This is a genomic window from Mesorhizobium sp. M0239 (genome assembly GCF_040321815.1).
Lineage (GTDB): Bacteria > Pseudomonadota > Alphaproteobacteria > Rhizobiales > Rhizobiaceae > Mesorhizobium.
Window position 1 is genome coordinate 40,677 of sequence record NZ_JAMYSG010000028.1, and the last position, 25,074, is coordinate 65,750.

General features: G+C 64.4%; 22 protein-coding genes. 9 read left to right on the top strand and 13 right to left on the bottom strand.

Annotated features, from left to right (window positions below):
- Window positions 1–155: 155 nt before the first annotated feature.
- Both NKI99_RS25755 and NKI99_RS25760 read left to right on the top strand, forming a co-directional pair.
- On the top strand, window positions 156–722 hold the full coding sequence (locus tag NKI99_RS25755; protein ID WP_245273202.1) for an invasion associated locus B family protein: 567 nt from the start codon (window positions 156–158) through the stop codon (window positions 720–722).
- Between the two features lie 67 nt (window positions 723–789).
- Window positions 790–2,034, top strand: coding sequence for a M24 family metallopeptidase (locus tag NKI99_RS25760; RefSeq protein WP_128304314.1), 1,245 nt, complete (start codon window positions 790–792; stop codon window positions 2,032–2,034).
- Between the two features lie 281 nt (window positions 2,035–2,315).
- Here NKI99_RS25760 and NKI99_RS25765 read toward each other — a convergent pair whose 3' ends face one another.
- From NKI99_RS25765 to NKI99_RS25785, 5 genes are all read right to left on the bottom strand, one after another.
- A complete protein-coding gene (locus NKI99_RS25765) occupies window positions 2,316–3,752 on the bottom strand; it encodes an amidase (protein WP_352612546.1) in 1,437 nt (478 codons plus the stop codon).
- A 321-nt stretch (window positions 3,753–4,073) separates the two neighbouring features.
- The gene (locus NKI99_RS25770; RefSeq protein ID WP_128306114.1) at window positions 4,074–5,165 is read right to left on the bottom strand and encodes a Gfo/Idh/MocA family protein; all 1,092 of its coding nucleotides are present in this window, start codon (window positions 5,163–5,165) and stop codon (window positions 4,074–4,076) included.
- 75 nt (window positions 5,166–5,240) lie between these two features.
- Window positions 5,241–6,404: an ABC transporter substrate-binding protein gene (locus tag NKI99_RS25775; RefSeq protein WP_128305961.1), complete on the bottom strand. Its 1,164-nt coding sequence runs from the start codon at window positions 6,402–6,404 to the stop codon at window positions 5,241–5,243.
- 70 nt (window positions 6,405–6,474) lie between these two features.
- A complete protein-coding gene (locus NKI99_RS25780) occupies window positions 6,475–7,335 on the bottom strand; it encodes an ABC transporter permease (protein WP_128305960.1) in 861 nt (286 codons plus the stop codon).
- On the bottom strand, window positions 7,332–8,159 hold the full coding sequence (locus NKI99_RS25785; protein ID WP_023813386.1) for an ABC transporter ATP-binding protein: 828 nt from the start codon (window positions 8,157–8,159) through the stop codon (window positions 7,332–7,334). Before NKI99_RS25785 ends, NKI99_RS25780 begins: the two co-directional genes overlap by 4 nt.
- A 336-nt stretch (window positions 8,160–8,495) precedes the next feature.
- Between NKI99_RS25785 and NKI99_RS25790 the strand changes: the two genes are divergently transcribed.
- Window positions 8,496–9,440 carry a MurR/RpiR family transcriptional regulator gene (locus NKI99_RS25790; RefSeq protein WP_128305959.1) on the top strand — a complete coding sequence of 315 codons (945 nt, stop codon included), beginning with the start codon at window positions 8,496–8,498 and terminating at the stop codon, window positions 9,438–9,440.
- Window positions 9,441–9,556: 116 nt separating this feature from the next.
- Window positions 9,557–11,371 carry an NAD(P)-binding domain-containing protein gene (locus tag NKI99_RS25795; RefSeq protein ID WP_352612548.1) on the top strand — a complete coding sequence of 605 codons (1,815 nt, stop codon included), beginning with the start codon at window positions 9,557–9,559 and terminating at the stop codon, window positions 11,369–11,371.
- Between the two features lie 234 nt (window positions 11,372–11,605).
- Here the strand turns inward: NKI99_RS25795 and NKI99_RS25800 are convergent, their stop codons facing one another.
- Together NKI99_RS25800 and NKI99_RS25805 are read right to left on the bottom strand one after the other, a co-directional pair.
- On the bottom strand, window positions 11,606–12,838 hold the full coding sequence (locus tag NKI99_RS25800) for an amidohydrolase/deacetylase family metallohydrolase (protein WP_352442370.1): 1,233 nt from the start codon (window positions 12,836–12,838) through the stop codon (window positions 11,606–11,608).
- Between the two features lie 30 nt (window positions 12,839–12,868).
- Window positions 12,869–13,234, bottom strand: coding sequence for a RidA family protein (locus tag NKI99_RS25805; protein ID WP_352612550.1), 366 nt, complete (start codon window positions 13,232–13,234; stop codon window positions 12,869–12,871).
- Between the two features lie 221 nt (window positions 13,235–13,455).
- Here NKI99_RS25805 and NKI99_RS25810 point away from each other — a divergent pair, with 221 nt between their 5' ends.
- On the top strand, window positions 13,456–13,941 hold the full coding sequence (locus NKI99_RS25810; RefSeq protein WP_352442369.1) for a hypothetical protein: 486 nt from the start codon (window positions 13,456–13,458) through the stop codon (window positions 13,939–13,941).
- Window positions 13,942–13,953: 12 nt separating this feature from the next.
- Here the strand turns inward: NKI99_RS25810 and NKI99_RS25815 are convergent, their stop codons facing one another.
- Window positions 13,954–14,097 (bottom strand): hypothetical protein, encoded by a 144-nt coding sequence (locus NKI99_RS25815; protein WP_352442368.1) that lies wholly within the window; start codon window positions 14,095–14,097, stop codon window positions 13,954–13,956.
- Between the two features lie 110 nt (window positions 14,098–14,207).
- On the opposite strand from NKI99_RS25815, the gene NKI99_RS25820 reads away from it, so the two are divergent.
- The 3 genes from NKI99_RS25820 (at window position 14,208) to NKI99_RS25830 (ending at window position 17,477) form a co-directional block, all read left to right on the top strand.
- Entirely contained in the window at window positions 14,208–14,999 is a 792-nt protein-coding gene (locus NKI99_RS25820; protein WP_352442367.1) for a COG4705 family protein, read from the top strand.
- A gap of 430 nt (window positions 15,000–15,429) precedes the next feature.
- Entirely contained in the window at window positions 15,430–16,107 is a 678-nt protein-coding gene (locus NKI99_RS25825) for a winged helix-turn-helix domain-containing protein (RefSeq protein WP_352556153.1), read from the top strand.
- On the top strand, window positions 16,104–17,477 hold the full coding sequence (locus NKI99_RS25830) for a HAMP domain-containing sensor histidine kinase (RefSeq protein WP_352612551.1): 1,374 nt from the start codon (window positions 16,104–16,106) through the stop codon (window positions 17,475–17,477). Before NKI99_RS25825 ends, NKI99_RS25830 begins: the two co-directional genes overlap by 4 nt.
- A gap of 230 nt (window positions 17,478–17,707) precedes the next feature.
- Here NKI99_RS25830 and NKI99_RS25835 read toward each other — a convergent pair whose 3' ends face one another.
- Window positions 17,708–18,136 carry an Lrp/AsnC family transcriptional regulator gene (locus NKI99_RS25835; protein WP_023813397.1) on the bottom strand — a complete coding sequence of 143 codons (429 nt, stop codon included), beginning with the start codon at window positions 18,134–18,136 and terminating at the stop codon, window positions 17,708–17,710.
- Between the two features lie 115 nt (window positions 18,137–18,251).
- Between NKI99_RS25835 and NKI99_RS25840 the strand changes: the two genes are divergently transcribed.
- Complete coding sequence (locus tag NKI99_RS25840; protein ID WP_128305951.1) at window positions 18,252–19,355, top strand: saccharopine dehydrogenase family protein; 1,104 nt, start codon at window positions 18,252–18,254, stop codon at window positions 19,353–19,355.
- A 158-nt stretch (window positions 19,356–19,513) separates the two neighbouring features.
- On the opposite strand, the gene lpdA is transcribed toward NKI99_RS25840, so the two are convergent.
- The 4 genes from lpdA to NKI99_RS25860 form a co-directional block, all read right to left on the bottom strand.
- Entirely contained in the window at window positions 19,514–20,911 is a 1,398-nt protein-coding gene (gene lpdA, locus NKI99_RS25845; protein ID WP_352612553.1) for a dihydrolipoyl dehydrogenase, read from the bottom strand.
- A gap of 198 nt (window positions 20,912–21,109) precedes the next feature.
- On the bottom strand, window positions 21,110–22,492 hold the full coding sequence (locus NKI99_RS25850; RefSeq protein WP_352612555.1) for a dihydrolipoamide acetyltransferase family protein: 1,383 nt from the start codon (window positions 22,490–22,492) through the stop codon (window positions 21,110–21,112).
- A 1-nt stretch (window position 22,493) separates the two neighbouring features.
- Complete coding sequence (locus NKI99_RS25855) at window positions 22,494–23,507, bottom strand: alpha-ketoacid dehydrogenase subunit beta (RefSeq protein ID WP_027162844.1); 1,014 nt, start codon at window positions 23,505–23,507, stop codon at window positions 22,494–22,496.
- 3 nt (window positions 23,508–23,510) lie between these two features.
- Window positions 23,511–24,743: a 3-methyl-2-oxobutanoate dehydrogenase (2-methylpropanoyl-transferring) subunit alpha gene (locus tag NKI99_RS25860; protein ID WP_352612557.1), complete on the bottom strand. Its 1,233-nt coding sequence runs from the start codon at window positions 24,741–24,743 to the stop codon at window positions 23,511–23,513.
- Window positions 24,744–25,074 lie beyond the last annotated feature (331 nt).

Here is a 25,074-nt window from a genome sequence, read left to right on the forward strand (position 1 = left end):
TAAAATTGTTCGCTGTATCCGAAAGGTCACAGTAATTTCGCCGGCTTTCTTGCCTCCGGTCGAGCTTTCGAAACAGTCGCGGGTGTTGTATCAAGCCGTGCTCGGGAGAATACCGGGCGCGGTGAGGAAACATGCAAGACGTCCGGCAAAATAACATGACAGCTACTTTAGCGAAGTCTAATTTACTTGGCGTGGCCGCGGGGCTGACCGCCCTGTGGCTTGGTCTGGCCGCCGGCCCAGCCCTTGCCGAAGATGCCAAGCCGGCCCAGCCAAAGCCGGCTGAAAGCAATGCAAAACCGGCCGATGCCAATCCATGGGCAGTGAACTGCTCCAGCGGTTCGGCGACCAGCGAGCTTCAGTGCCAGGTTTCGCAGAACCTGACCGAGGCCAAGACCGGGCAGCGCGTGCTGACCGTGACCGTGCGCCGCGACAACGGCAATGGCAGCCTCGCCATGCTGCTTGCCCTGCCACACGGCCTGTTCCTGCCGTCCGGCGCCTCCTTCCAGATCGACCAGGGCCAGAAGACGACGATTGCCATCCAGACCAGCGACCAGAACGGCGCTTATGCCGCCACGCCGCTGTCGGCGGATCTCATCAAGGCAATGAAGTCCGGCACCAATCTGAACATCGGCATGGAATCGGTCACCCGCAAGCCGGTCACCATCCCGGTGTCGCTGGCTGGCTTCACGGCCGCCGTCGCCAAGCTGGAATCGATCAAGTAGCTGCTGTCAGCGGCTTGATTGTCGATGCGCGGAGTGCTTCGTTGCCGCTTCGAACAGTGGGGAAATCATGACAGGCTTTGTCGATCGCAGGCGCGCGGCGCAACTGATGAAGCGCGCGGGCATCGCGGCGCTGGTGCTGTGCGCACCCGAGGCCTTCCACTATGCGACCGGCGCCTCGATCGGCCCGGCGGGACTGTTCCGGCGCGCCGGCGCCGGCTTCGTCGTCATCCCGGCCCGCCAAGGCCTGCCGATCGGCGTGGTGGTGGCGGATTTCAATGCGGGACAGTTGCAACTGGCTCTGCCCGACGCCGTCATCCGCAGCCACCCGATCTGGATCGAATTCGCCACGTTTGACGCCTCGAGGCCAGCGCAAGGGCTGGCGCGGCGCATAGTGGCCGGCTTTGGCTCGTCCGGCTGGACGCCTGCCATTACCCGGCCCGCTACATTCGAGTTGGCCAATTCCGTCCATGAGCTGAAGCAGATCCTGACCGGCTTCGGGCTCGAGCGCGCAACGATCGGCGTCGATCTCGATTTTGTTCCCGCCGCTGATTTCTCCGCCATGCAGGCGCTGCTGCCGGGCTGCACGATGGTCGACGGCTCGACCGTGCTGGACAGGCTGCGGGCCGTCAAGTCGCCGCGCGAGATCGATCTGCTGCAGCAAGGCATCATCCTGTCGGAGGCCGGGCTGGAGCGGCTGCAGGTCGATGCCATGGCCGGCATGCGTCAGGCCGATCTCATTGCCCTCTATCGGCAAGGCGTCGCCACGGCCGCGGCCGGCCTGTCCCATCCGGTCGCCACAGCCGAATATGTGACGCTCGGCGCCCGGCTCAAAAGCACCGATGCGAAAGCCATGCCGGGCGATCCGCTGAAGTGCGACATGGTCTGCACGGTCGGCGGCTACGCCTCCGACATGTCGCGCAACTTCACCTTCGGGCCGCCATCCGCCGAGCAGGCCGAACTGCACGCGATCGCCGAGCGGACCTTTGACGACGGGCTGGCATCCCTTGTTCCGGGAACCACGCTCGCCCAAGTGCATCGCGTCGCCACCGACAGCCTGGCGCGGCAAGGGCTGCGTACCTACCGCCGCGGCCATTTCGGCCATGGCGTCGGCCAGTCCGTCTTCTCAGAGCAATGGCCGTTCATTGCGGCCGACAGCGATGTCGTGATCGAAGCCGGCATGGTGCTGGCCTTCGAAATCCCGCTCTACATAGACCGCCTCGCCAGCTTCAATCTCGAGGACCAGTTCCTGATCACACCGGACGGGCCTGTTGCCATGAATCGTCTGCCGAGACGGTTGGAGAGGATTGGATAGCCGGCTTTGAGTCTGCACGCTGGAGATTGGCCGAAGCCTCCCCACCTTCGTCATCCACGGGCGGAGCAGGAGCGAAGCTCCGTCGCGGAGACCCGAGGATCCATGCCGTGACCTTGGCCGAGGAATGCAGCGGAGCAGAACTCTTCATCGTAGCGACGCTTTGAAGTCGCGGCATGGATCCTCGGGTCTGCGTTGCGTCGCTGCGCTCCTTGCTCCGCCCGTGGATGACGAAGCGATGGGCGGATTTGGCCAATCTCGAAGCCGCACGCGGTGCCCAGCACCTACCCACTCACCGGCGGCCGCCGCCCCTTCCACGGCATCTCCTGCTCCAACTGCGCCGACGCGGCCAGCACCGTTGCCTCGTCGCCGTAGCGGCCGACGAGCTGCACGCCGATCGGCACGCCGCCTTTCGACCAGCCGAGCGGCAGCGAGATCGCCGGCTGGCCGGAGATGTTGAAGGGGAAGGCAAACACCGAGTCCGCCCATTTGGCGTTGTAGCGGTCGATGTCGGTTTCCGACATGTCGTAATAGCCGAGCGGGCGCGGCAGCTGCGTCAGGGTCGGGGTGATGAAGAGATCGTAGGCGCCGAGGTCGCCGACGATGTCGCGGCCGACCTGCCTGAGTTGCTCGACATCGGAGATGTGCCTGATGCCGCTGGTCGAGCGGCCGCGCTCGATGATTGCCCAAGTCACCGCCTCGACATCGCCTGGCGTTACCGGCCGCCCCACCACCGTCTCAAGGTAGTCGAACGTCGCCGCCGTCTGCACGCAGGTCATGTTGGTGTAGGTCTTCCACACAGCATTGGCGTCGAGCGGCATGTCATGCTCCTCGACATGGTGGCCGAGGCGCTCGAGTGCCGCCACGGTCGCCAGCACCGCCGCCTTCACCTCCGGATCGATCGCCGTGCCGTTGGGCGGCGTGACGGAAAAGCCGATGCGCAGCTTCTTCGGCGCCCGTGCCGAGAGGCTGAGCCAGCTGCCATCTGGAACCGGCGGCGTGTAGGGATCGCCGGGCAGCGCGCCGGCAACCGCATCGAGATAGGCCGCGGTGTCGCGCACGGTGCGCGAGCAGCAGAGAAAATAGGCGCCGCCATACCAATAGTCGCCGAACGGCGCGAGGCTGACACGTCCGCGCGACGGTTTTAAGCCCACAATGCCGCAGCAGGAGGCCGGGATGCGGATCGAGCCGGCGCCATCGCTGGCCTCGGCGATCGGCACCATGCGCGACGCGATGGCCGCGGCAGCGCCGCCGCTCGAGCCGCCGGGCGTGATGCCTTCCTTCCACGGGTTCTTGGTCACACCGTAGAGTTTCGGCTCGGTGGTGATCGACCAGCCATTTTCCGGCGCGTTCGATTTGCCGACCAGCACCAGCCCGGCCGCCTTCATGCGGCGCACCACTTCAGTGTCGAAATCGGCAACGACATCCCTGAGGTAGAAAGAAGAATTGGTGTTCGGCGCCCCGGTCCAGGACGAGGCCAGCTCCTTGAGCAGGAACGGCACACCGGCGAAGGGCGTTGATGTGTCGACCGTTTCGGCCTGGGCGCGCGCCATGTCGTAGAGGCGATGGATGACCGCGTTGAGCGCCGGGTTGAGCCGCTCGACCAGCGTGATCGCTGCCTCCACCAGTTCCGCCGGTGAAACCTGGCCGCTGTGCACCAGTCCGGCCAGGTCGAGCGCGTCGGACTCGGCATAGGTTTTCAGCAGACTTTCGGTGACCATGTCTCTCTCCCAATTTTTCAACGTCGTTCGTTGATCTTGCCAACGTTTGGCGCCGCCTCCCGGCACCCTCTGTCGAGAGGGACCAAGGCACTCAAGAAACCTAGCTTTTCGCCCTACGAATACCCCCACCCCTAACCCCTCCCCACAAGGTGGAGGGGGATTCTGTAGGCGCTGAACTCGGCAAATCACAGGCGTTTAACACCGAGGATGAAGAGCGCGGCAGCTTCCCTCCCCCTTGTGGGGAGGGTTAGGGTGGGGGTCCTTCTTCGCCAGAATCCATATGCGACAGCCTCGAATGGGGACGGGGAGACGGGAATTGCGTCAGGCCAGGTCGATGGTCCGCCCGAGCGCGATGCTCTGTTCGGCGGCGAGCACGATGCGCAGGCTGTTGACCGCTGCATCCATCTGCTCGGTCAGGTCGAGATCCTCGCGGATGGCGCGCAGGAAGAAGGCCTGCTCGCGGTCGCAGAGTTCCTGGTGGCCGGGCTCGTCCTCCATGCTGACGATCTCGTCGGGCTTGGAGAAATTCTTGTCGCCATCGACAGCGGCATAGTGGATCTTCAGCGCGTCGGTCTTGGTGTGGCGGTCGATGTCGGCGGAGTTCGACACCTCGGCGGTGTCGGCGGCGCTGCTCGCCTGCTGTCCGGCGACGATCGACACCGCGCCCTTGGGGCCGACCACGTCCTTCACGAAATAGGCCGTCTCGCTCATCATCGGACCCCAGCCGGCTTCGTACCAGCCGACCGAACCGTCATCGAAGGTGACGTGCAGATGGCCGTAATTCTGCTTGTCGGCCTCCGCCCAGAGCTTGGCGCCGATGCCATGCACGCGCACCGGTTTGGCGCCGGTCAGCTGGCACATGACGTCGACATAGTGGACGCCGCAATCGACGATCGGGATCAGCGAATCGATCAGGTTCTTGTGCCAGTGCCAGGCGCTGCCGCTGCTCTGCTGGTTGAGGTTGAGCCGCATCACCAGCGGCTTGCCGAGCGTCTTGCCGACCTCGATGAACTTGATCCATGACGGGTGGACGCGCAAGATATAGCCGAGCACCAGCTTGCGGTTCTTGGCGCGCGCCGCCGCGACAACCTTCTCGGCATCCTCATTGTTGGTGGCGAGCGGCTTTTCCATGAACACATGGCAGTTGGCGGCGATTGCCTTCAGCGCATATTCGGCATGGGTGTTCGGCCAGCTATTGATCGAGACGGCGTCCGGCCTGGTCTCCTTCAGCGCCTGGTCGAAATCCTCGTAGAGTGGGTAGCCGGCTAATTCTCCTGATATCTTCGTGTTGCTCTTGATCGAGCGGCTCATGATGCCTACGATCTGAAAACCGTCGAGCCGGTGATACGCGCTGGCATGCGACGCACCCATATTGCCGAGCCCCACCACCAGCACTTTAACCTTGTCGGACACCGCTACCTCCCACGCTTTCATTCAATGGATTGCGGGCGGCAATCGTGTCGCCGCCCGGTCTTGTCGTCGCCGATCCTACTTGATCGCCGAATCGAACAGATGCGCCTTGATCTTCTCGACGTCGAGCGCGGCGAAGCCTTCCGACAGTTTTGCGCCGTCGGCATCGGCCTTGACCTTGGCCTTGTCGAAATCATTGGCCGGACCGATCAGGTCGTTGGTGCAGACATCCTCGGCCTTCACCGGGGCGGTGATCTGGCCGATCTTGTGGATCTCGTCGAAAAAGCCCTGCCAGCTCGCCATGTCGTGCGAGCCCCAGCCGCCGCGCTTGTCCATGTCGCCACGGAAGACATTGATCTGCTGCAGGATCGAGGTGGTGCCGAGCTCGGGCCCGAGATTCTTGGCCAGCGTCGGGAACTGCTCGAACACCGCTTCGACCGCCGCGCGGGGATTCTGGTAGCCGAATTCGAGGCCCATCGCCCAGCCGCGCAGATACTTTTCCAGCAACGCCTTCTTGTCGGCATCCTCGAGGTCGGCGGCGCGCACGACGAAGGTGTTGGCCGGCAGCTTGGAATTCTGCACGCCGAGCCAGTATTCGAAGTCGAGCCCCTTGGCGATCCATTCGGCACGCAGCCCTTCCCATGCCAAAGCGGCGTCGCCCTGGCCACCGGCAAGGGCGGTGCCCCATGTCGGCCAGCCGGCCTCGACATACTTGACCTTCTTGATGTCGACGCCTTGCGCGGCCAGCAGCGGGTCGGTGATCGACTGCCATGCGGCGGAGCCGAGCAGGATGGTCTTGCCTTCCAGCTTCTTCAGGTCGTTCGACCCCTCGCCCTTGCGGAAGGCGATGCTGAACGTGTCGCGGGCGCCCATGTGGAACACCGACTTCAGCTTCATGCCGTTCTGGATGGCGAAGGAGAACACGCCGGGCGACGGGAAGCCCATATCGGCCTGGCCGACATCAACGAACTTCACCGTCGCGGTGCCGTCCGACGGCCCCGGCTGCATATCGGTGTCCAGCCCATCGAAATAGCCGGCCTTCTTGGCCGCCCAGTAGGGATAGTCGTCGAGCACTTCGAGCGTGCCGCGCGGCGAGATCCAGGTGAATTTGCCGTAAGGCTCGGCTCTCGCCTTCAGGCCCGTGGCGCCGAGCGCCGTGGCCGTCACCAGCCCGGCACCGGTCACCTGCAGGAAGTAGCGGCGGCTGATCCCCGCCGGGTGGATCGAGTTCTCTTTGGTCATGGCATTCCCCTTTTTTGTTTGATGTCAGTCTCTTGCCGCCCGCCTCCCGGGCGCCGTCTTATCCCTGTGTTCAAGCCTCCCAGCTCGCCCATTTCTTGCCGATCAGGAAGAACAGCACGTAGATCAGGATGCCGAGCGTCGACAGGATCAGCACCACGGCGAAGAACTGCGGCATCTGGATCATCGACGAATAGGTGGTCAGCCGGTTGCCGAGGCCGAAGCCGCCGCCGACCATCTCGGCGCCGACCGCGGTGAGCAGGCCGAAAATGGCGCCGATCATCAGCCCGACCAGGATCATCGGCAGCGCCATCGGCGCGCGGATCTTCCAGAATATCTGCAAGGTGCTGGCGCCGTAGGAGCGCGCCAGCGCGATCTTGGCGCTGTCGACGCGGCGAAAGCCTGTCGCCGCATTGATCATCACCATCGGCCCGGCAGCCAGCGCCACCGCGATGATGCGCGGCGTGTAGCCGAAACCGAAGCGCAGGATCAAAAGCGGCACCAGCGCCAGCATCGGCGTGGTGACGAGCAGCAGGATGTAGGGCGCGACGATTTTTTCAGCGAACGGAAACTGGGTGATGACGGCGGCCAGAACGAGGCCGATAACGGCGCCGATCGCAAAGCCGGACACCAGCTCGACCAGCGTGTAGCCGAGATGCGGCGCGATCAGCGGGAACTCGTCGAACAGCGCATAGGCGATCGAGCTCGGCGGCGGCATGATGTAAAGCGGCACGTGGAACAGCCGCAGCGCCAGTTCGATGCCGCCGATGATGATCACCGCCACGGCAAGAATGGCCGCCACCTCCTTGCCCGACTTGATGCCGGGGCCGCTGGCGAAGGCCGACAGATTGGTCAGGCTGACCTCTTGGCCGTCGCCCGACTTGGCACCCGACTTGGACTTCGAAAATTCCGGAATGGCGTCGCCTCCGCTCACGGCCTGATCCTCACGATCTCGGCGCTCGGGCGCTCCGGCGCTTTTGGCCGCGTGCGTTCGCCGACAATGTCCATCTTGATACGGTTGGTGAGGTCGAAGACCTCTTTCGTCGCCATGATCTCCAGCGAGCGTGGCCGGGGAAACGGCACGCGATATTCCTTGGCGACGCGCCCCGGCCGGGCGCTCAGCACCACGACGCGGTCGGAGAGGAAGATCGCTTCCTCGATGGAGTGGGTGATGAAGACGATGGTTGTCTTGGTGTCGAGCCAGATCTCCTCGACCAGCCGGTTCATCTCCTCGCGGGTGAAGCTGTCGAGCGCGCCGAACGGCTCGTCCATCAAAAGCACCGAGGGCTTCAGCGCCAGCGCCCGCACGATCGCCGCACGCTGCTGCATGCCGCCCGACAACTCGCGCGGAAATTTGCCGCCGAAGCCGTCGAGCCCGACCCGGTTGAGCAGATGCGCGATCCACGCCCGGTCCGGCTTCTCGCCCTTGATCTCGAAGGGAAAGCGGATGTTGGCATCGAGATTGCGCCACGGCAGAAGGTTCGCTTCCTGGAAAACGATGCCGATATCGGGATGCGGACCGGTGATGGCCTTGCCGTCGAGCCGGATCTCGCCGCTGGTCAGGCTGTGCAGGCCCGACATCGACCACAAGAGCGTGGTCTTGCCGCAACCGGAAGGACCGACGATCGAGACGATTTCATTGGCGCTGACATCGAGGCTGCAACGGTCCAGCGCCAGCAGGTCGCCGGAGGCCGTGTGATAGATCTTGGTCGCTGCCTGCACGCCAAGTTTCGGCTTTTTTGCATCGCCCGTGTTCATCTGCCCCCCGGGAAGATTGCGCGATGATCCATTGACTCATCCCTGCGAAAATCAGTCTGTAACTATCCTACTTTCCTGTCAAGCACCGGCGATGATAACTGTATCACGAAAATCGGGTGATATACCTATCTGGTTGTTTTAATGGTATTTTCACGCCCTTGAAATGCATGTTGCTTTCCTACATACTTCTGGACCGACACGGACTGGAGAGGAGAGGAGGAAGGTGAGCTTTCCCCAACGACACGCTGCGGTTGCGATGCGGTCGGGCACGTGGAGCCAAGGCGTGCAAACATGCTAAGACGGCAGCCTCGCAACCCAGGGAAAGACCAGGACCCCATGACCGAAGCTGGCAGCCAGGACGAGCCTGTTCCAGACCCCGATACCGAGGGGCGCGATCCTGTCCGGCGCATTCCCGACATCATTTCGCTGGTCAAGGATTCCTACAGCGAATTGCGCCCTGCCGAACGGCGTGTCGCCGACGTCGTGCTCGACGACGTCAAATATGCCGTCGACGCGTCCAACGCCGCCCTTGCCCAGCGCGCCGGGGTCAGCGAACCGACGGTGACCCGGTTCTGCCGCGCCATCGGCTGCGAGGGTGTGCGTGACTTCAAGCTGAAGCTGGCGCAGAGCCTCGTCGTCGGCGCGCTTTATCTGGCCAAGTCGCCCTCCGTCAGCAATGACAATGGCATGCCGTTCTGGAACGCCGTGTTCGGCGAGGCGCGCCGGGCGCTGCAGGAGGCCGAGCGGCAGCTCGACCCGGCGCAGCTGCAGAAAGCCGCCGAGCTGATCGCCAAGGCGCGCCAGGTTACGGTCTTCGGCCTCGGCGGCAGCTCCTCGGCGCTGGCGCAGGAAACCCAATACCGGCTGTTCCGCTACGGCATCACAGTCAGCTCCCAGTGCGACCCCTATCTGATGCGCATGACCGCCTCGACGCTCAAGCCGGGCGATCTGGTGATCGCCATTTCGGCGACGGGACGCACCCGCGAGGTGATCGAGGCCGTCGAGCTCGCCAAGCATTACCGCGCCAACGCGATCGCCGTGACCGCGCCCGACACCGAACTCGCCCGCGCCTGCGACGTCAGGCTGACGGTGGCGGTGCCCGAATACCCCGACACGCTGAAGCCGACGGCCTCGCGCTTCGCCTTCCTGGCGGCGATCGACCTTCTGGCGGTGGCCTCGGCCTACAAGCTCGACGGTTCGGCCCGCGAGACGGTGCGCCGCATCAAATACAACGCCCAGATCCACCGCACCGGCAAGGAGATGGAGCCGCTCGGAGACTAGCTCCCTTCTCCCCGTTCACGGGGAGAAGGTGCCGGCAGGCGGATGAGGGGCGGCGCCGCGTTCGATAATTGAGATTTTTACGCCGTGTGCGGCGTGTTGCAGGAAGAGGGAAAGACATGCTCGAGATAGCCCCATCGAAACAGGCAGCCGCATGGCTCGGGTCCTTTGCCAAGGTACTCGAAGCGGGAGACGCGGCGGCCGCGACGAACCTGTTTGTCGATGACTGCTACTGGCGCGATCTCCTGACCTTCACCTGGAACATCACCACAATGGAAGGCCGCTCGGCGATCGCCGACATGCTGGCGACGACGCTGGCGACGGCCAAGCCGAGCGCGTGGCAACTTACCGGCGAGGCGATCTCGGACGAGGGCATCATCGAGGCCTGGTTCAGCTTCGAAACCGTGGTGGCCAGGGGAGAGGGCATCATGCGGCTTCGCGACGGACGCTGCCGCACGCTGTTCACGGCAATGACAGACCTGAAAGGGTTCGAGGAGCGCAAGGGCGCAGACCGGCCACTCGGCGTGCGCCACAAGGCCGATCCCCAGCGCGAGACCTGGTCGGAGGCGCGGGCGCGCGAGACGCGCGAGCTCGGCACTGATGAACAGCCCTATTGCCTGGTCATCGGCGGCGGCCAGGGCGGCATCATGCTGGGGGCGCGGCTGCGCCAGCTCGGCGTGCCCACCATCGTCATCGAGAAAAATGCGCGGCCGGGCGATTCCTGGCGCAACCGCTACCGCACGCTCGTGCTGCACGATCCGGTCTGGTACGACCATCTGCCCTATATCCCCTTCCCCGAAAACTGGCCGGTGTTCACGCCCAAGGACAAGATGGGCGACTGGCTGGAAATGTACACGCGCGTCATGGAGCTCAATTACTGGGTCGCCACCAAATGCCTCAGCGCGTCCTATGATGAGGCCGAAAAAGTCTGGACCGTGGTGGTCGACCGCGTCGGCCGCCAGATCACACTGAAGCCGAAGCATATCGTCTTCGCCACCGGCGCCTACGGCCCGCCACGGCGGATCGATCTTCCGGGCGCCGACCGGTTCAAGGGCGAATTGCTGCACTCCAGCCAGTATGCCAGCGGCGACAAATTCCGCGGCAGACGCGTCGCCGTCATCGGCGCTGCAAGCTCCGGCCACGATGTCTGCGTCGACCTCTGGGAAAGCGGCGCCGAGGTCACCATGATCCAGCGTTCGCCGACCACAGTGGTCAAATCGAGCACGCTGATGGAAGTCGGCTTCGAGATCTTCTCGGAAGACGCACTGGCGCGCGGCATCACCACCGAGAAAGCCGACATGATCGTAGCCTCGACACCGTTCGCGCTGGTGCCCAAGGGCCAGCGGGCGCTCTACGAGGTGATCCAGGCGCGCGATGCCGCGTTCTACGACCGCCTGCGCGCCGCCGGCTTCGCCCTCGATTTCGGCGACGACGAGACCGGCCTTCTGATGAAGGCCTACCGCACCGGCTCCGGCTACTATATCGATGTCGGCGCTTCCGACCTGATCATCGACGGCAAGATCGGCATCCGCAGCGGCGTCGCCATCAAATCGCTGACCCCGAGCGGCATCCTGTTCGAGGACGGCAGCGAACTCGCCGCCGACGCCATCATCGCCTGCACAGGCTATCAGTCGATGAACGAGACGGTGGCGGCGATCGTCTCACGTGAAGTCGCCGACAAGGTCGGCCCCTGCTGGGGATTGGGCTCTGGCGTCAAGGGCGACCCCGGCCCTTGGCAGGGCGAGCTGCGCAACATGTGGAAGCCGACCGCGCAGGAAGCGCTGTGGTTCCACGGCGGCAATCTGGCGCTGTCGCGCTTCTATTCGAAATATGTGGCGCTGCAGATCAAGGCGCGGATGGAAGGCATTGAGACGCCGGTTTTTGGGGCGGTTAGCAATTCAAGCAACGAGCGTCCTATGGATTCGTCATCCTAGGGCGAAGCAAGGAGCGAAGCGACGCGGCGCAGACCCTAGGATCCATGCCGCGCCATTCGTGCACGCGAAAGCGGACCAGAATCGGCTTTCAATGCACCAACGGCGATGAAGGGCCTATCGAACAACCATCCTGATCCGTCGCATTCTTCGGCAATGGTCACGGCATGGATCCTCGGGTCTGCGCGTCCGCTTCGCTTCCGCTCCGCCTGTGGATGACGAAGTCGCGCAGAACTTTCACTCATGCCGGTGCCCAAAGTGCCTCGCCGCCACCTCGACATGCGTGTGTGACGCCTGCGCCACGAAACGCTCGGTCTCGTTGTGATCAGCCGCCTCGTTCGGCCACCAGGTGCCGCCAATAACGATGCCTTCCGACACCAGCCTCTGGTCGGCGACCAATGACGCGCCGACCGCATCGACAAAGGTGAAGCGGCCCGGGCGCTGCCGGAGCACGGCGACATCGCCGACGGTGCCCACCGCCAGCGTGCCGAGATCAGGCCGCGCGATCGCCCTCGCCGGCGCTTGCGTGGCGGCGCGCAGGACCTCGACCAGCGGCATGCCGAGCGCCAGCAGCTTCGACATGCAGACCAGGATGTCGAAGGCCGGCCCATCGACGCAGTAGAGATGCACGTCGCTCGAGATCACGTCCGGGGCCAGCCCTTCCTCAAGCATGGCGCGGGCGACGGCGAAATCGAACGAGCCCATGCCGTGGCCGATGTCGAAGATGACGCCGCGCTCGCGCGCCAGCCGCATGTCGGGCCGCACCGCGCCGGAGGCGAACACCGGCGCATTGGGAAACGGCCGGAAGCAGTGGGTGAGGATGTCACCCTTGCGCAGGCGCGGCAGCACTTCCGAGCGGCCGGGCGGCGGCTCATCGATATGCGCCATCAGCGGCAGGCCAGCCTGGTCGGCGGCCTCCAGCGCCAGATCCACCGGGGCGATGCCGCTGGTGCCGCCGGCATGCTTGCCGGAGCGGACTTTTACGCCGACCACGACATCGCGGTGTTCACGCACCGCCGCGACCACCTCGCGCGGCTCGCACAGCCTGAGGTCGCTGCACTCGCCGACCGACACTGTCTGCGAGAAGCCGAAAATGCCGGCAAAGGAAATGTTGACATAGGCCAGGATGCGGACCTTCGACCGCTCCATGACATGGCGGCGGAAGCCGAGGAAATTGCCGGCTCCCGCACTGCCCGCATCGATGAAGGTGGTGGTGCCGCTCTTGGCGGCCAGCCGGTCGGCATCGACGCCGAGCGACGTGCCGCCCCAATAGACGTGGCTGTGCAGGTCGACCAGGCCCGGCGTGACGATGCAGCCGCCGGCATCGACGATCTGCGCGGCGCTGGTCACCGGGATATCGGCATCGACAGCGGCAACGCGGCCATTGGCGATGGCGACATCGCGCGGCGCATCGATCCCGGACGCCGGATCGATCAGCCGTCCGCCCTTCAGCAGGAGGTCGAATTGCATTGGGGTAACCTCCGCTTCGTTGCTTTTTGCTCAGAGAGGCCGGTAGGCGACCGCCTCGACCTCGATCTTGATGTCGATCATCAGCCGCGATTCGACCGTGGTGCGGGCCGGCGGGTCTTTGGGGAAGTGCCGGGCATAGACCGCGTTGAAGGCGCCGAAATCGCGCGCATCCTCCAGCCAGACCGTGGTCTTCACCACATCGTCCATGGTGCAGCCGGCCAGCGCCAGCGCGGCCTTGATGTTGGCGAGCACCTGCTCGGTCTGCTCCGTTATGCCGCCCTTGACCACGATGCCATCGCTGCCGACAGGCACTTGCCCCGAGACATAGACGAGATCACAGGCCCGCACGGCTGGCGACAACGGCACATGCGATGTTCCAAAACACTGTTTCGGCAAGGGACAAGCCTCCTCTGATGACAGGACGGGGTGCCATGGCAGCGCCCGCTTCGATCGACACTTACGCCGATCGGGGCGATCCTCATAGGGGGCTTGTTGGAAAGCAACATTCTTCGAAATCCGCGTTGCTTTATTACAAGAGCGCTTGCATCGTACGCGCTGGCGGGCGACTTGGGAGCCGTAACGCACAGACGCATTTGCCAGAGCGGAGACACCCAGCAATGACTTACGACAAGAACCCGTTTCCATCAGGCGATACCGATCGCCACGCGCTCTGGGAAATGCTGGTGCGGCGCGACATCGACGCTTTCATCGGCCAGGACTGGGCCATGGTCGAGGATGATTTCGTCGCCTCGAGCTTCTTCGGCATGCATGCGCATTTCCTCAGCAATGCCGATGCCTGGCGGCTGCAGTTTCCGCGACTGGAGATCTATCGCGACGAGTGGCTGCGCCAGGCGAAGGAGACGGCGGCGACCAAATTCGCCGAGCCGCTGCGCGAGGCGCTGTTTCGCGTCACCAACATGCGCGACATCGATGTCGACGGCGACCGCGCCGTGCTGCACAAGAAATTCGACGGCTCGGTTGCCAAGGCGGACGGCAGCGTCGATCGCTTGAAATGGCAGACGCTGTATTTCTGCAGCAAGGTCGGCGGCAGCTGGAAGATCGCCGGCTTCGTCGGCTACATGCCGCATCCGCTCGGCAGCTAGAACCACCGATCACTAGAGCGCAGGGTGGGTCGGGCCGAACGTGCGGCCCGGCATCGCGCCCGCCATCAGCGCGCCGTTGAGCAGCAATGGCGGATGCAAGGCGCCGCATTCCATCAAACGCACCGCCAGGCATTCCCAATGCCTTTTGCGCGCCATTCTTACGAATTTGTATGCCGCCGGACAGGCCGGTGTGAACTCGTTTGCTTACGATGCGCGGGGTGGATCGCCACCGCCCCGCCGCAACCGTCGACCTCTGGACTTCAGCCATGCTCGCGCCCAACAGGCAACAACCCGCCGCACCGAGCCACAGCAGGGTTCCCGACGTCACCCTCGACTTCTGGCTGGTCAAGCTGATGGCGGTCACCACGGGCGAGACCGCGGCGGATTATCTTGCCGACACACTCGGGCTTGGGCTGACCGCCACCTCGCTGATCATGACCGGCATCCTGACCACGGCCCTTGTCCTGCAGTTTACGCGGAAACGCTATGTGCCGTGGGCCTACTGGCTGGCGGTGGTGCTGATCAGCATCGTCGGCACGCTGGTGACGGACAACCTCGTCGACAATTTCGGCGTGCGCCTGCAGACGACGACCATTGCCTTCTCGGTCGCGCTCGCCGCGACGTTCGCGGTCTGGTACGCCAGCGAAAGGACGCTGTCGATCCACACCCTCTTCACCACCAGGCGCGAGATCTTCTACTGGCTGGCGATCCTCTTGACCTTCGCTCTCGGCACCGCCGCTGGCGATCTCGTCGCCGAAAGCTTCGACATGGGCTACCTCACATCGGGGCTGCTGTTCGGCGGCGTCATCGCGCTGATAGCGCTCGCCTACTGGCTGCTCAGTCTCGACGGCATCCTGGCCTTCTGGCTCGCCTATATCCTGACGCGGCCGCTCGGCGCTTCCTTCGGCGACCTGCTGTCGCGGTCGGCCAGGCATGGCGGCCTGGGTCTCGGCACCATCTTCACCAGCCTGCTCTTCCTCGGCTGTATCATTGCGCTCGTCCTGCACATGACCCTGAAGGGCGACGAGGCCGATGAGATCCTCCTGGAATCGGATTGACCTCAGCGTGTGCGTGCGCTGACCAAGTGCAGAGCAGAATGGAAGTTTTCTTCAGTAGCGATCCTTCACACCCCCCTCTGGCCTGCCGGCCATCTCCCCCGCAAGGGGGGAGATTGACTGTACCTCCGCTTTCGCCAATCCTCGAATGTTGCAAGAGTTGCAAGAGGGGTGGGGGGATCGAAGCTGCCGATCTCCCCCCTTGCGGGGGAGATGCCCGGAAGGGCAGAGGGGGGTGCTGTCCCGCGGGCGTCGGGTTCCGCATCGCTACGCGGCTCGGAGATGTCACGGCATCCCAAGGACGAAGCCAGGAAAGCTTCCGCCAATCGCGAATGTATGACGAAAGCGCCACCATACCTGCGCGTCGTGACATCCTAGGAACAAGCCCGTGCCGGTGATAGCCTCTCCATCTCGGCAACGGACCGGACCTTTCATGCGACTGCTTCTCGTCGAGGACGACCACAGGACGGCCGACTATATCGTCAGGGGACTGACCGAAGCCGGCCATGTCTGCGACCTGCTGCGCAACGGACATGACGCGCTGTTCGCGGCGACCCGGGGCAATTACGACGTGATCATCGCCGATCGGATGATCCCCGGTCTCGACGGCCTGTCGATGGTCAAGGCGGTGCGCGCCGCGGGCGTACGGACGCCGGCGATCTTTCTCACCTCGGTCGGCGGCATTGACGACCGCGTCGAGGGGCTCGAGGCCGGCGGCGACGACTATCTGGTCAAGCCCTTCGCCTTTTCCGAACTTCTCGCCCGCATCAACGCGCTTGGCCGGCGGCCAGCGGCGCAGGAGCAGAAAACCGTCCTGCGGGTCGCCGACCTCGAAATGGACTTGATCATGCGGCGGGTCACCAGGCAGCGCCAGCCGATCGACCTGCAGCCGCGGGAATTCAGCCTGCTGGAAGTGCTGATGCGCGGCGAAGGCCGTGTCATCACCCGCACCATGCTTCTGGAGCGCGTCTGGGATTTTCATTTCGATCCCAGGACCAGCGTCGTCGAGACCCATATCAGCCGGCTGCGGGCCAAGGTCGACAAGCCCTTCGAAACCCAGCTCATCCACACCGTCCGCAACACCGGCTACAGCCTGCACGCGCCGTCATGACCGGAACATGGTCCCGCCTGCTGCGCAGCACGCCGTTCCGGCTGGCCCTGACCTTCGCCTTCCTGTTCGTGCTGGCCTTCGTCCTGTCTGGCGCCATCGTCTACCAGATGATGAGCGCCGATCTTGCCGAGCGGCTCGACGACACCATCAAGGAGACCTACGCGGTCGTCGCCGCGACCTATGCCGAGAACGATCTCAAGGAGCTGGTTGAGACCGTCGGCAGCCACTCCCTGCGCAGCCTCAAGAAGGAGCAGCTGTTTTCGCTGACCGACGCGACGGGCAATCGCCTGGCCGGCAACTTCACCGCGGCAGGGCTTCCCGACGGCTTCTCGATGTTCGACACCGAAATGCCCGGCGTGCCGCCCGGCGCCGAGTACCGCGCCTATTCCGGCCCGGTCGGCGGCAACACCTTGACCGTCGCCTTCAGCCTTTCCGAGACGGAGGAGCTGGAGAGGATCGTGCTGATGAGCTTTGGCTGGGGAACCCTGATCATCACCGGGCTGGCGGTCGCCGGCGGCGCCCTGCTGGCTTCGCGAGTCCAGCGCCGTCTCGACGGCATCGCCGCCACCATGGTGGATGTCTCGCATGGACGGCTGGACACCCGCATTCCGCTGACCGGCAAGGGCGACGACATCGACATCGTCTCCAGCCAGGTCAATGCCGCGCTCGATCGCCTGTCGGCACTGGTCGAAGGCATGAAACAGGTCAGCGCCAACATCGCCCACGATCTGAAGACGCCCCTCAACCGGTTGCAGATGATCCTCGACACCGCATCGGAAAAGAATCTGTCGGGCCAGAAGATCGCGGCTGAACTGGCCGAGGCGCATGCCGAGAGCCTGCAGATCAACGAGACCTTCGATGCGCTGCTGCGTATCGCGCAGATCGAGGCCGGCGCCCGCCGGGCGCGGTTCAGCGATGTCGATCTGGGCGAGGTGTTGCAAACCATCGCCGAGATCTATGCCGACGTGGCCGAGGACGACGGAAAGTCGCTGTCGTTGGCGCAATCACAGGAAACGACGGACCTGATCCATGGCGATCGCGAGCTGTTGACGCAGATGTTCGCCAATCTGGTCGAGAACGCGCTACGCCATTGTCCATCGGGCACGACGATAAAGCTGTCGGCGACGCGCCAGGGCGAACGCGTCGTTGCCGGTGTCGCCGACAACGGTCCCGGCATTCCGGCGGAAGAGCGCGAGAAAGTGTTCCAGAGGCTTTACCGGCTGGACCACAGCCGCTCGACGCCGGGCAGCGGGCTGGGTCTCAGCCTTGTCAGGGCCATCGCCGACCTGCATGGCGCATCGATTACGCTTGAGGATTGTCGGCCTGGCCTTGAGGTGGCGGTGAGCTTTCCGCCGGCGCTGGATTGGTAGGCGAAATGAACCATTCGTCCAATGCCTGAGGTAAGGAAATTGGCGAAAGCCGAAGTGACGGCCAATCTCCCCCCTTGCGGGGGAGATGCCTGGCAAGGCAGAGGGGGGTGCTGTCCCGCCGACCTGTCGATCTGTCACACGGCGCAGATGGCCGAGGCTAGCGCCTGAGCACCCCCCTCTGGCCTGCCGGCCATCTCCCCCGCAAGGGGGGAGATTGGCAGCGTCGACCCTCACCGATCAATCCGCGTCGACAGGATGATCGACGACAAAGTCCGTTCGACTCCGTCCATGGCGCCGATCTGGTCGAGCAGCATGTCGAGGTCGCGGATCGACGGCGCGTCGACGATGACGATCATGTCGAAATTGCCGCTGACCGAATGCAGCGTCCTGACCGTCGCCAGGCCGCGCAGGGCGCGCACCACCTTGTCGGCGAGCTTGGGCGTCACGGTGAGCAGCACATGTGCCCGCACCAGCCCCTGCTCGTAGTCCGGCGCCAGCCGCACGCCATAGCCTGATATGATGCCGCGCTGCTCCAGCCGTTCGATCCGGCTCTGTACCGTGGTCCGCGAGACGCCAAGCCGCCGCGCCAGCTCGGCGGTCGAGGCGCGCGCATTCTCGCGCAGCAGGGAAAGCAGGGCTTGTTCGGCGTCACTGAGCATTTCGACGATTCTTCTCGGCAGACTAGCCAATAGATGGTTTCGTTTCGAACAAAACCACGCTTCCATTCGACGGGCAAGCTGCGAATCTGGGCTTACAATCAGTGAGGGATCGGTCATGAAGAAAATTGTCGTTGTCGGCGCCGGAAAGATCGGCTCGACCATTGCCGAGATGCTCGCCGCCACGGGGGATTATCAGGTCACGCTCGTCGACCGCTCGGCAGCACAGCTCGCTTCCGCCGAACTGCCGGCCACGGTCGCGACGCTGGAGCTCGACATCGAGGCATCCGGCACGCTGGAAGCCGCCCTCGCCGGCAAATTCGCGGTGCTCAGCGCCGCTCCCTTCCATCTGACCACCCGCATCGCCGAGGCAGCGGCCAGTGCCGGCGTGCACTATCTCGACCTGACCGAGGATGTCGTCTCGACCCGCCGCGTCAAGGAATTGGCGCGCTCCGGCAGAAACGCCTTCATTCCGCAATGCGGCCTGGCGCCGGGCTTCATCTCGATCGTCGCCAACGATCTCGCCAGCCGATTCGACACGCTCGAAAGCGTGCGCATGCGCGTCGGCGCTTTGCCGCAATACCCGTCCAATGCGTTGAACTACAATCTGACCTGGAGCACCGACGGCGTCATCAACGAATATTGCGAGCCCTGCGAGGCGATCGTCGAGGGCGAACTGGTCGAGGTGCCGCCGCTGGAGGAGCGCGAGGAATTCTCACTCGACGGCGTCACTTACGAAGCCTTCAACACCTCCGGTGGGCTCGGCACGCTGGCCGAGACGCTGAAGGGCAAGGTGCGCACGCTGAACTACCGCACGATCCGCTATCCCGGCCACGCCGCGATCATGAAGGCGCTGCTCAACGACCTTGGCCTGCGCCACCGCCGCGACGTGCTGAAGGACATTTTCGAGAGCGCCCTGCCGGCGACGCTGCAGGATGTGGTCATCGTCTTCGTCACCGTCTCGGGCCGCAAGAACGGCCGCCTGCTGCAGGAGACCTACGCCAACAAGATCTACTCGAAGCGTGTCGGCGACACGGTGCGCAGCGCCATCCAGATCACCACCGCATCCGGCATCTGCGCCGTGCTCGACATGCTGGCCGACGGCAGCCTGCCGGCGACCGGCTTCGTCAAGCAGGAAGACATCGCGCTCGACGCATTCCTAGCCAACCGCTTCGGCCGCGCCTATGCCCAGCACGAGATGGTGAGCCGGCTGGCGAGCTGAAGTTCTTCACCCTCCCCCTTGTGGGGAGGGTCGGCTCGCATGCGTAGCGAAGCGTAGACTGCGAGACGGGGTGGGGTGAGCGCTGACGGTCGGCGAGGACCCCCACCCCGCTCCGCTTCGCGGATCGACCCTCCCCACAAGGGGGAGGGTAAGCATCCTCAAATATGCAGCGCGTGCCCCAGCGCCTTGAGCGCCGCTTCCTGGAACCCTTCGCCCTGCGTCGGATGCGCATGGATCGTGCCGGCAATGTCCTCCAGCCGCGCGCCCATCTCCAGCGCCAGCCCGAATGACGCCGCCAGTTCCGACACACCTTTCCCGACCGCCTGGATGCCAAGCACCAGATGGTTGTCGGCCCGCGCCACCACGCGGACGAAGCCGTCTTCGCCCAGCTTCGTCATCGCCCGGCCATTGGCGGCGAACGGGAACATGCCGATCTTGATCTCGCCGCCCAGAGCTCTGGCCTCTTCCGGTGAAAGACCAGCGGTGACGAGTTCCGGATCGGTGAAGCAAACGGCGGGAATGGCGCGCTTGTCCCAGTTGCGCTTGTGACCGGCGATGATCTCGGCGACCATCTCGCCCTGGGCCATCGCCCGGTGCGCCAGCATCGGCTCACCGGTGACGTCACCGATGGCAAAGATGCCGCGCATCGAGGTGCGGCACTGCTCGTCGATGCGGATGAATTTTCCAGCCATATCAAGGTCGATCTGGTCGAGCCCCCAGCCTTCGGTCACCGGCTTGCGGCCGACCGTCACCAGGATTTTTTCGGCGGCGACCTTGGCGCTCTTGCCGTCGGATGTCTCGATCAGCAGCGCGTCGCCTTTGGTCGACAGCCCCTTGGCCTTTGCACCCAGCATCACCTCGATGCCGAGTGCGTTGAGCCGCTTGACCACCGGCCGGGTGAGTTCCGCATCATATTGCGCCAGCACGCGCGGCAACGCCTCGACCACGGTCACTTTGGCGCCCATTTTGGCGAAGGCCATGCCGAGTTCCAGTCCGATATAGCCGCCACCAACGACGGCAAGTTTTTTTGGCACCTCACCGAGTGCCAGCGCCTCGGTTGAGGAAATCACCGGACCGCCAAAGGGCAGGAACGGCAGTTCGACCGGCGTCGAGCCGGTGGCGATGACGATCGCCTCGGCGCGGATCACTTGGCTTCCCGTCTCGGTCTCGACCTCCACAGTCTTGCCGTCGCGAAAGCTCGCCCAGCCATGCACGGTCTTGACTCCTGCCTTCTTGAGCAGGCCGGCGACGCCGCTGTTGAGCCGGCTCACGATGCCGTCCTTCCAAGTGATCGTCTTAGCCAGGTCGAGCGTCGGTGCGGTGAGCGAAATGCCAAGCGGGCTCTTGCCGCCCGCCATGTGTGAGACCCTCTCGAACTCTTCCGCCGCATGGATCAGCGCCTTGGACGGGATACAGCCGACATTGAGACAGGTGCCGCCTGGTTTGCCCGACTCGACGATCACCGTGTCGACGCCGAGCTGCCCGGCACGGATGGCGCAGACATAGCCACCGGGACCCGCGCCGATGACCAGCAGCTTGCAGGAGATTTCTTTCATGGGGATACGCTCTTTTTGGTGAGGAAGGCCCCCTCATCCGGCCGCTTCGCGGCCACCTTCTCCCCGCTGGGGAGAAGAGACTGGCGCCTGCGCTGACGACCTCCTCTCCCCTCGGGGAGAGGTCGGATTGCCCCTAATTGCCTTTGCAATTCGGCTGGCAATCCGGGTGAGGGGGCCTTTGCGACGGTTCTCATCCCCTCAATCCACGAAAATCAGCGCCGGTGTTTCCAGCAGCGTCTTTATCCGCTGGATGAACACCGCCGCGTCCCAGCCGTCGATGACGCGATGGTCGAAGCTCGACGACAGGTTCATCATCTTGCGCGGCATGAACTGGGTGCCGTCCCACACCGGCCGCACCATCATCTTGTTGACGCCGATGATCGCCACTTCCGGATGGTTGATCACCGGCGTCGTCGCCACGCCGCCCATGGCGCCGAGCGAGGTGATGGTGATGGTCGAGCCGGACAGCTCGTCGCGTGTCGCGGTGCCGGACTTGGCAGCCTCGGCCAACCTGATGACCTCAGTGCCGCATTCCCAGATGTCGCGCGCCTCGGCATGCCTGACCACCGGCACCACCAGCCCCGACGGCGTCTGCGCGGCAATGCCGATATGGATGCCGCCATGCTGGTGGATGATGCCGGCCTCGTCGTCGAACAGCGAATTGAGGTTGGGCTGGTCCGCTATCGCCTTGACCATCGCCCGCATCAGGAACGGCAGCAGCGTCAGCTTCGGCCGCTCCGCGCCCGGGCGCTTCTCCTTGTTGAGTGCGGCGCGCAATTCCTCCAGCGCGGTGACGTCGATCTCCTCGACATAGGTGATGTGCGGGATGCGCGATTTGGACAGCGTCATCTTCTCGGCGATCTTGCGCCGCAGCCCGACCACCTTGATGTCCTGTATCGTATCGTTGCGGGCGAGACCGGATGTCCTGGCGACCTGCGGGCCGCGCGCCAGGAACGCCTCGATATCCTCATGGCCGATGCGCCCGGCAGGGCCGCTCCCCGCAACCTGCCGGAGATCGATGCCCGCCTCTTTTGCCCGCAGACGGACGGCCGGAGAGGCCAACGGTCTTTCGCCCTCGGGACGGGGTGCGCCGGCGGGCGCGACAACTCCGGACGTCGGCGCAGTACCCCCGCCCCTAGCCCCTCCCCACAAGGGGGAGGGGGATTCTGTCTGCGCTGCTCGCACGCTTTTTGCGGAGGACTCTGATGATGGCGAAGTAGATTTTGCTCCGCCCTTGGAGGCCGTGGCGCGTCCCCCTCCCCCTTGTGAGGGGCTAGGGGTGGGGGTACTCTCAGCCGTGACTTTTGCCGGCGTCGCACCACCCGCAACATTGCCCTCGCCTGCCACCTTCAGCCGCACGATGGGCGAGCCGATCGCCACCGTGTCGCCGATCTCGGCGCCCAGCCACAGGATTTCGCCGTCGACAGGCGACGGGATTTCGACCGTCGCCTTGTCGGTCATGACGGCGGCAAGCACGGTGTCCTCGCGCACCATGTCGCCGATCTTGACGTGCCATTCGACGAGCTCGGCTTCGGCGACACCCTCGCCGACATCGGGCAGCTTGATGATGTGTTCGCCCATCTCAGGCCCCCATGGTTTCAAGCAAAGCACGGCCTACCCGGGCGGGACCGGGGAAATAGTCCCATTCCTGCGCATGCGGATAGGGCGTGTCCCAGCCGGCAACGCGAGCGACCGGCGCTTCGAGGTGATAGAAGCAGTTTTCCTGCACCAGGGCCGACAGTTCGGCGCCGAAGCCCGACGTCAGCGTCGCCTCGTGCACGATGACGCAGCGCCCAGTCTTCTTGACCGAGGCGACGATCGTGTCGAGGTCGAGCGGCAAAAGCGTCCTGAGATCGATGATCTCGGCATCGATGCCCGTTTCTTCGACGGCCGCCTGCGCGACATAGACCATGGTGCCGTAGGCGAGCACGGTGAGGGCCGAGCCTGCCCGGCGGATCGCCGCCTTGCCGAGCGGCACGGTGTAGTGGCCGTCGGCGACCTCTCCGAGCTCATGTTTCGACCACGGCGTCACCGGCCGGTCGTGATGGCCGTCGAAAGGGCCGTTGTAGAGCCGCTTCGGCTCCAAAAAAATCACCGGATCGGGGTCTTCGATCGCCGCGATGAGTAGCCCTTTGGCGTCATGTGGGTTGGACGGCACCACGGTCTTCAGTCCCGACACATGGGTGAACAGCGCTTCCGGGCTCTGGCTGTGCGTCTGGCCGCCAAAAATGCCGCCGCCGGTCGGCATGCGCACCACGATCGGACAGGTGAAATCGCCGTTGGAGCGGTAACGCAGCCGTGCCGCTTCCTGCGTCAGCTGGTCGTAGGCCGGATACATGTAGTCGGCAAACTGAATCTCCACGCACGGCTTCAAGCCATAGGCGGCCATGCCGATGGCCGAGCCGACAATGCCGGATTCGTTGATCGGCGCATCGAAGCAGCGGCTCTTGCCGTATTTGGCCTGCAGGCCTTGCGTGCAGCGGAATACGCCGCCGAAGAAGCCGACATCTTCGCCGAACACGACGACTTTGTCGTCGCGCCCCATCGACACGTCCATGGCATCGCGAATGGCCTCGATCATGGTCCGTCTCGGCATGGCTCAAACCCCCGCCTGCTGGCGCTGGCGTCTGAGATGCGGCGGCATCTCGGCATAGAGCCCTTCGAACATGTCGCGCGTCGACGGCTTGCCGCCGGCATGCAGCGTGCCGTGGCTTTCCGCTTCCTTCTGCGCTGCGATTACCGTGTCGAGGATTTCCGCCTCGGCCTGCGCGTGCCGCTCGTCCGACCAGACGCCGAGCGCGATGAGATGGTTCTTCAGCCGCACGATCGGATCGCCGAGCGGCCAGGCGTCGGATTCGGTCTTTGGCCGATAGGCCGAGGGGTCGTCCGAGCTCGAATGCGCGCCGGCACGGTAGGTGACATATTCGACCAGCGTCGGCCCGAGATTGCTGCGCGCCCGCTCCGCCGCCCATTTGGCAACCGCATGCACCGCGAGATAGTCGTTGCCGTCGACGCGCAATGACGGGATGCCGAAGCCGAGGCCCCGGGCAGCAAACGTGCCCGAGCCGCCGCGCGCGATGCCTTGAAAGGTCGAGATTGCCCACTGGTTGTTGACGACGTTGAGCACGACCGGCGCCTTGTAGGTGGAGGCGAACACCAGCGCCGAATGAAAGTCGGATTCGGCCGTCGAGCCGTCGCCGATCCAGGCGGCTGCGATGCGCGAATCGTTCGATATCGCCGAGGCCATCGCCCAGCCGACCGCCTGGATGTACTGCGTCGCCAGATTGCCGGAGATCGAGAAGAAGCCGTGCTCCTTCGACGAATACATGACCGGCAATTGCCGGCCCTTCAGCGGATCGGCCTCGTTGGAATAGATCTGGTTCATCATCGTGACCATCGGATAGCCGTCGGCGATGAGCAGCCCTGCCTGGCGATAGGTCGGAAAATTCATATCGCCCGGCGCCAGCGCCTTGCGGAAGGCGCAAGCCACCGCCTCTTCGCCCAGATGCTGCATGTAGAACGAGGTCTTGCCCTGCCGCTGCGCCATCTGCATGCGCGCGTCGAAGGTCCGCAGCGTCATCATGTGGCGCAGGCCGGCCAACAGCTCGTCGCTGGAAAGCAGGCCGGCCCAGGGACCGACGGCCTCACCAGTGCGGTTCAGCACGCGGATGATCGAGAAGGCATGATCGCGGATGGTTCGCGGATCGACGGAGATTTCGGGGCGCGGCACCGAGCCGGCCTTGGGGATCGGCACATTGGAAAAGTCAGGCGTCCCGCCCGGCCGCACTTCCGGTTCCGGAACGTGGAAACGCAACATCCCAGCATCGGCCATGACCTTTGTCCTCCAATGTTGCCTGGCGCCGATATTTGCATATCTGCGCCGCCAGGCCAGTGCGAATTCGTCGGGGTAGCATGCGGACGTCGGTCCCGGCCGCGCCGGCCGATCCAGCCTCCCCAGCACCAAGATGAAGATATGTCGACGAAATTTCTTGTCGATGTTGGGGGACGGCGCGCAATTAGGGAGAAGGTTGGGCTGGGTTTGCCGGAAGATAAGGTGATTGGCGAAGGCGGCGAAGCGTAATCTCCCTCCTTGAGGGGGAGATGGCCGGCAGGCCAGAGGGGGTCGGTTCGACTGGATGCGACCTCCTTGCGGCAGACGAAGG

Bases quoted from the DNA above. Each gene is read 5' to 3' on its own strand.
- NKI99_RS25755 (WP_245273202.1), top strand. From the start codon at position 156: ATGACAGCTACTTTAGCGAAGTCTAATTTACTTGGCGTGGCCGCGGGG.
- NKI99_RS25760 (WP_128304314.1), top strand. From the start codon at position 790: ATGACAGGCTTTGTCGATCGCAGGCGCGCGGCGCAACTGATGAAGCGC.
- NKI99_RS25765 (WP_352612546.1), bottom strand. From the start codon at position 3,752: ATGGTCACCGAAAGTCTGCTGAAAACCTATGCCGAGTCCGACGCGCTC.
- NKI99_RS25775 (WP_128305961.1), bottom strand. From the start codon at position 6,404: ATGACCAAAGAGAACTCGATCCACCCGGCGGGGATCAGCCGCCGCTAC.
- NKI99_RS25785 (WP_023813386.1), bottom strand. From the start codon at position 8,159: ATGAACACGGGCGATGCAAAAAAGCCGAAACTTGGCGTGCAGGCAGCG.
- NKI99_RS25790 (WP_128305959.1), top strand. From the start codon at position 8,496: ATGACCGAAGCTGGCAGCCAGGACGAGCCTGTTCCAGACCCCGATACC.
- NKI99_RS25795 (WP_352612548.1), top strand. From the start codon at position 9,557: ATGCTCGAGATAGCCCCATCGAAACAGGCAGCCGCATGGCTCGGGTCC.
- NKI99_RS25800 (WP_352442370.1), bottom strand. From the start codon at position 12,838: ATGCAATTCGACCTCCTGCTGAAGGGCGGACGGCTGATCGATCCGGCG.
- NKI99_RS25810 (WP_352442369.1), top strand. From the start codon at position 13,456: ATGACTTACGACAAGAACCCGTTTCCATCAGGCGATACCGATCGCCAC.
- NKI99_RS25815 (WP_352442368.1), bottom strand. From the start codon at position 14,097: ATGGCGCGCAAAAGGCATTGGGAATGCCTGGCGGTGCGTTTGATGGAA.
- NKI99_RS25820 (WP_352442367.1), top strand. From the start codon at position 14,208: ATGCTCGCGCCCAACAGGCAACAACCCGCCGCACCGAGCCACAGCAGG.
- NKI99_RS25825 (WP_352556153.1), top strand. From the start codon at position 15,430: ATGCGACTGCTTCTCGTCGAGGACGACCACAGGACGGCCGACTATATC.
- NKI99_RS25830 (WP_352612551.1), top strand. From the start codon at position 16,104: ATGACCGGAACATGGTCCCGCCTGCTGCGCAGCACGCCGTTCCGGCTG.
- NKI99_RS25835 (WP_023813397.1), bottom strand. From the start codon at position 18,136: ATGCTCAGTGACGCCGAACAAGCCCTGCTTTCCCTGCTGCGCGAGAAT.
- NKI99_RS25840 (WP_128305951.1), top strand. From the start codon at position 18,252: ATGAAGAAAATTGTCGTTGTCGGCGCCGGAAAGATCGGCTCGACCATT.
- lpdA (WP_352612553.1), bottom strand. From the start codon at position 20,911: ATGAAAGAAATCTCCTGCAAGCTGCTGGTCATCGGCGCGGGTCCCGGT.
- NKI99_RS25850 (WP_352612555.1), bottom strand. From the start codon at position 22,492: ATGGGCGAACACATCATCAAGCTGCCCGATGTCGGCGAGGGTGTCGCC.
- NKI99_RS25855 (WP_027162844.1), bottom strand. From the start codon at position 23,507: ATGCCGAGACGGACCATGATCGAGGCCATTCGCGATGCCATGGACGTG.
- NKI99_RS25860 (WP_352612557.1), bottom strand. From the start codon at position 24,743: ATGGCCGATGCTGGGATGTTGCGTTTCCACGTTCCGGAACCGGAAGTG.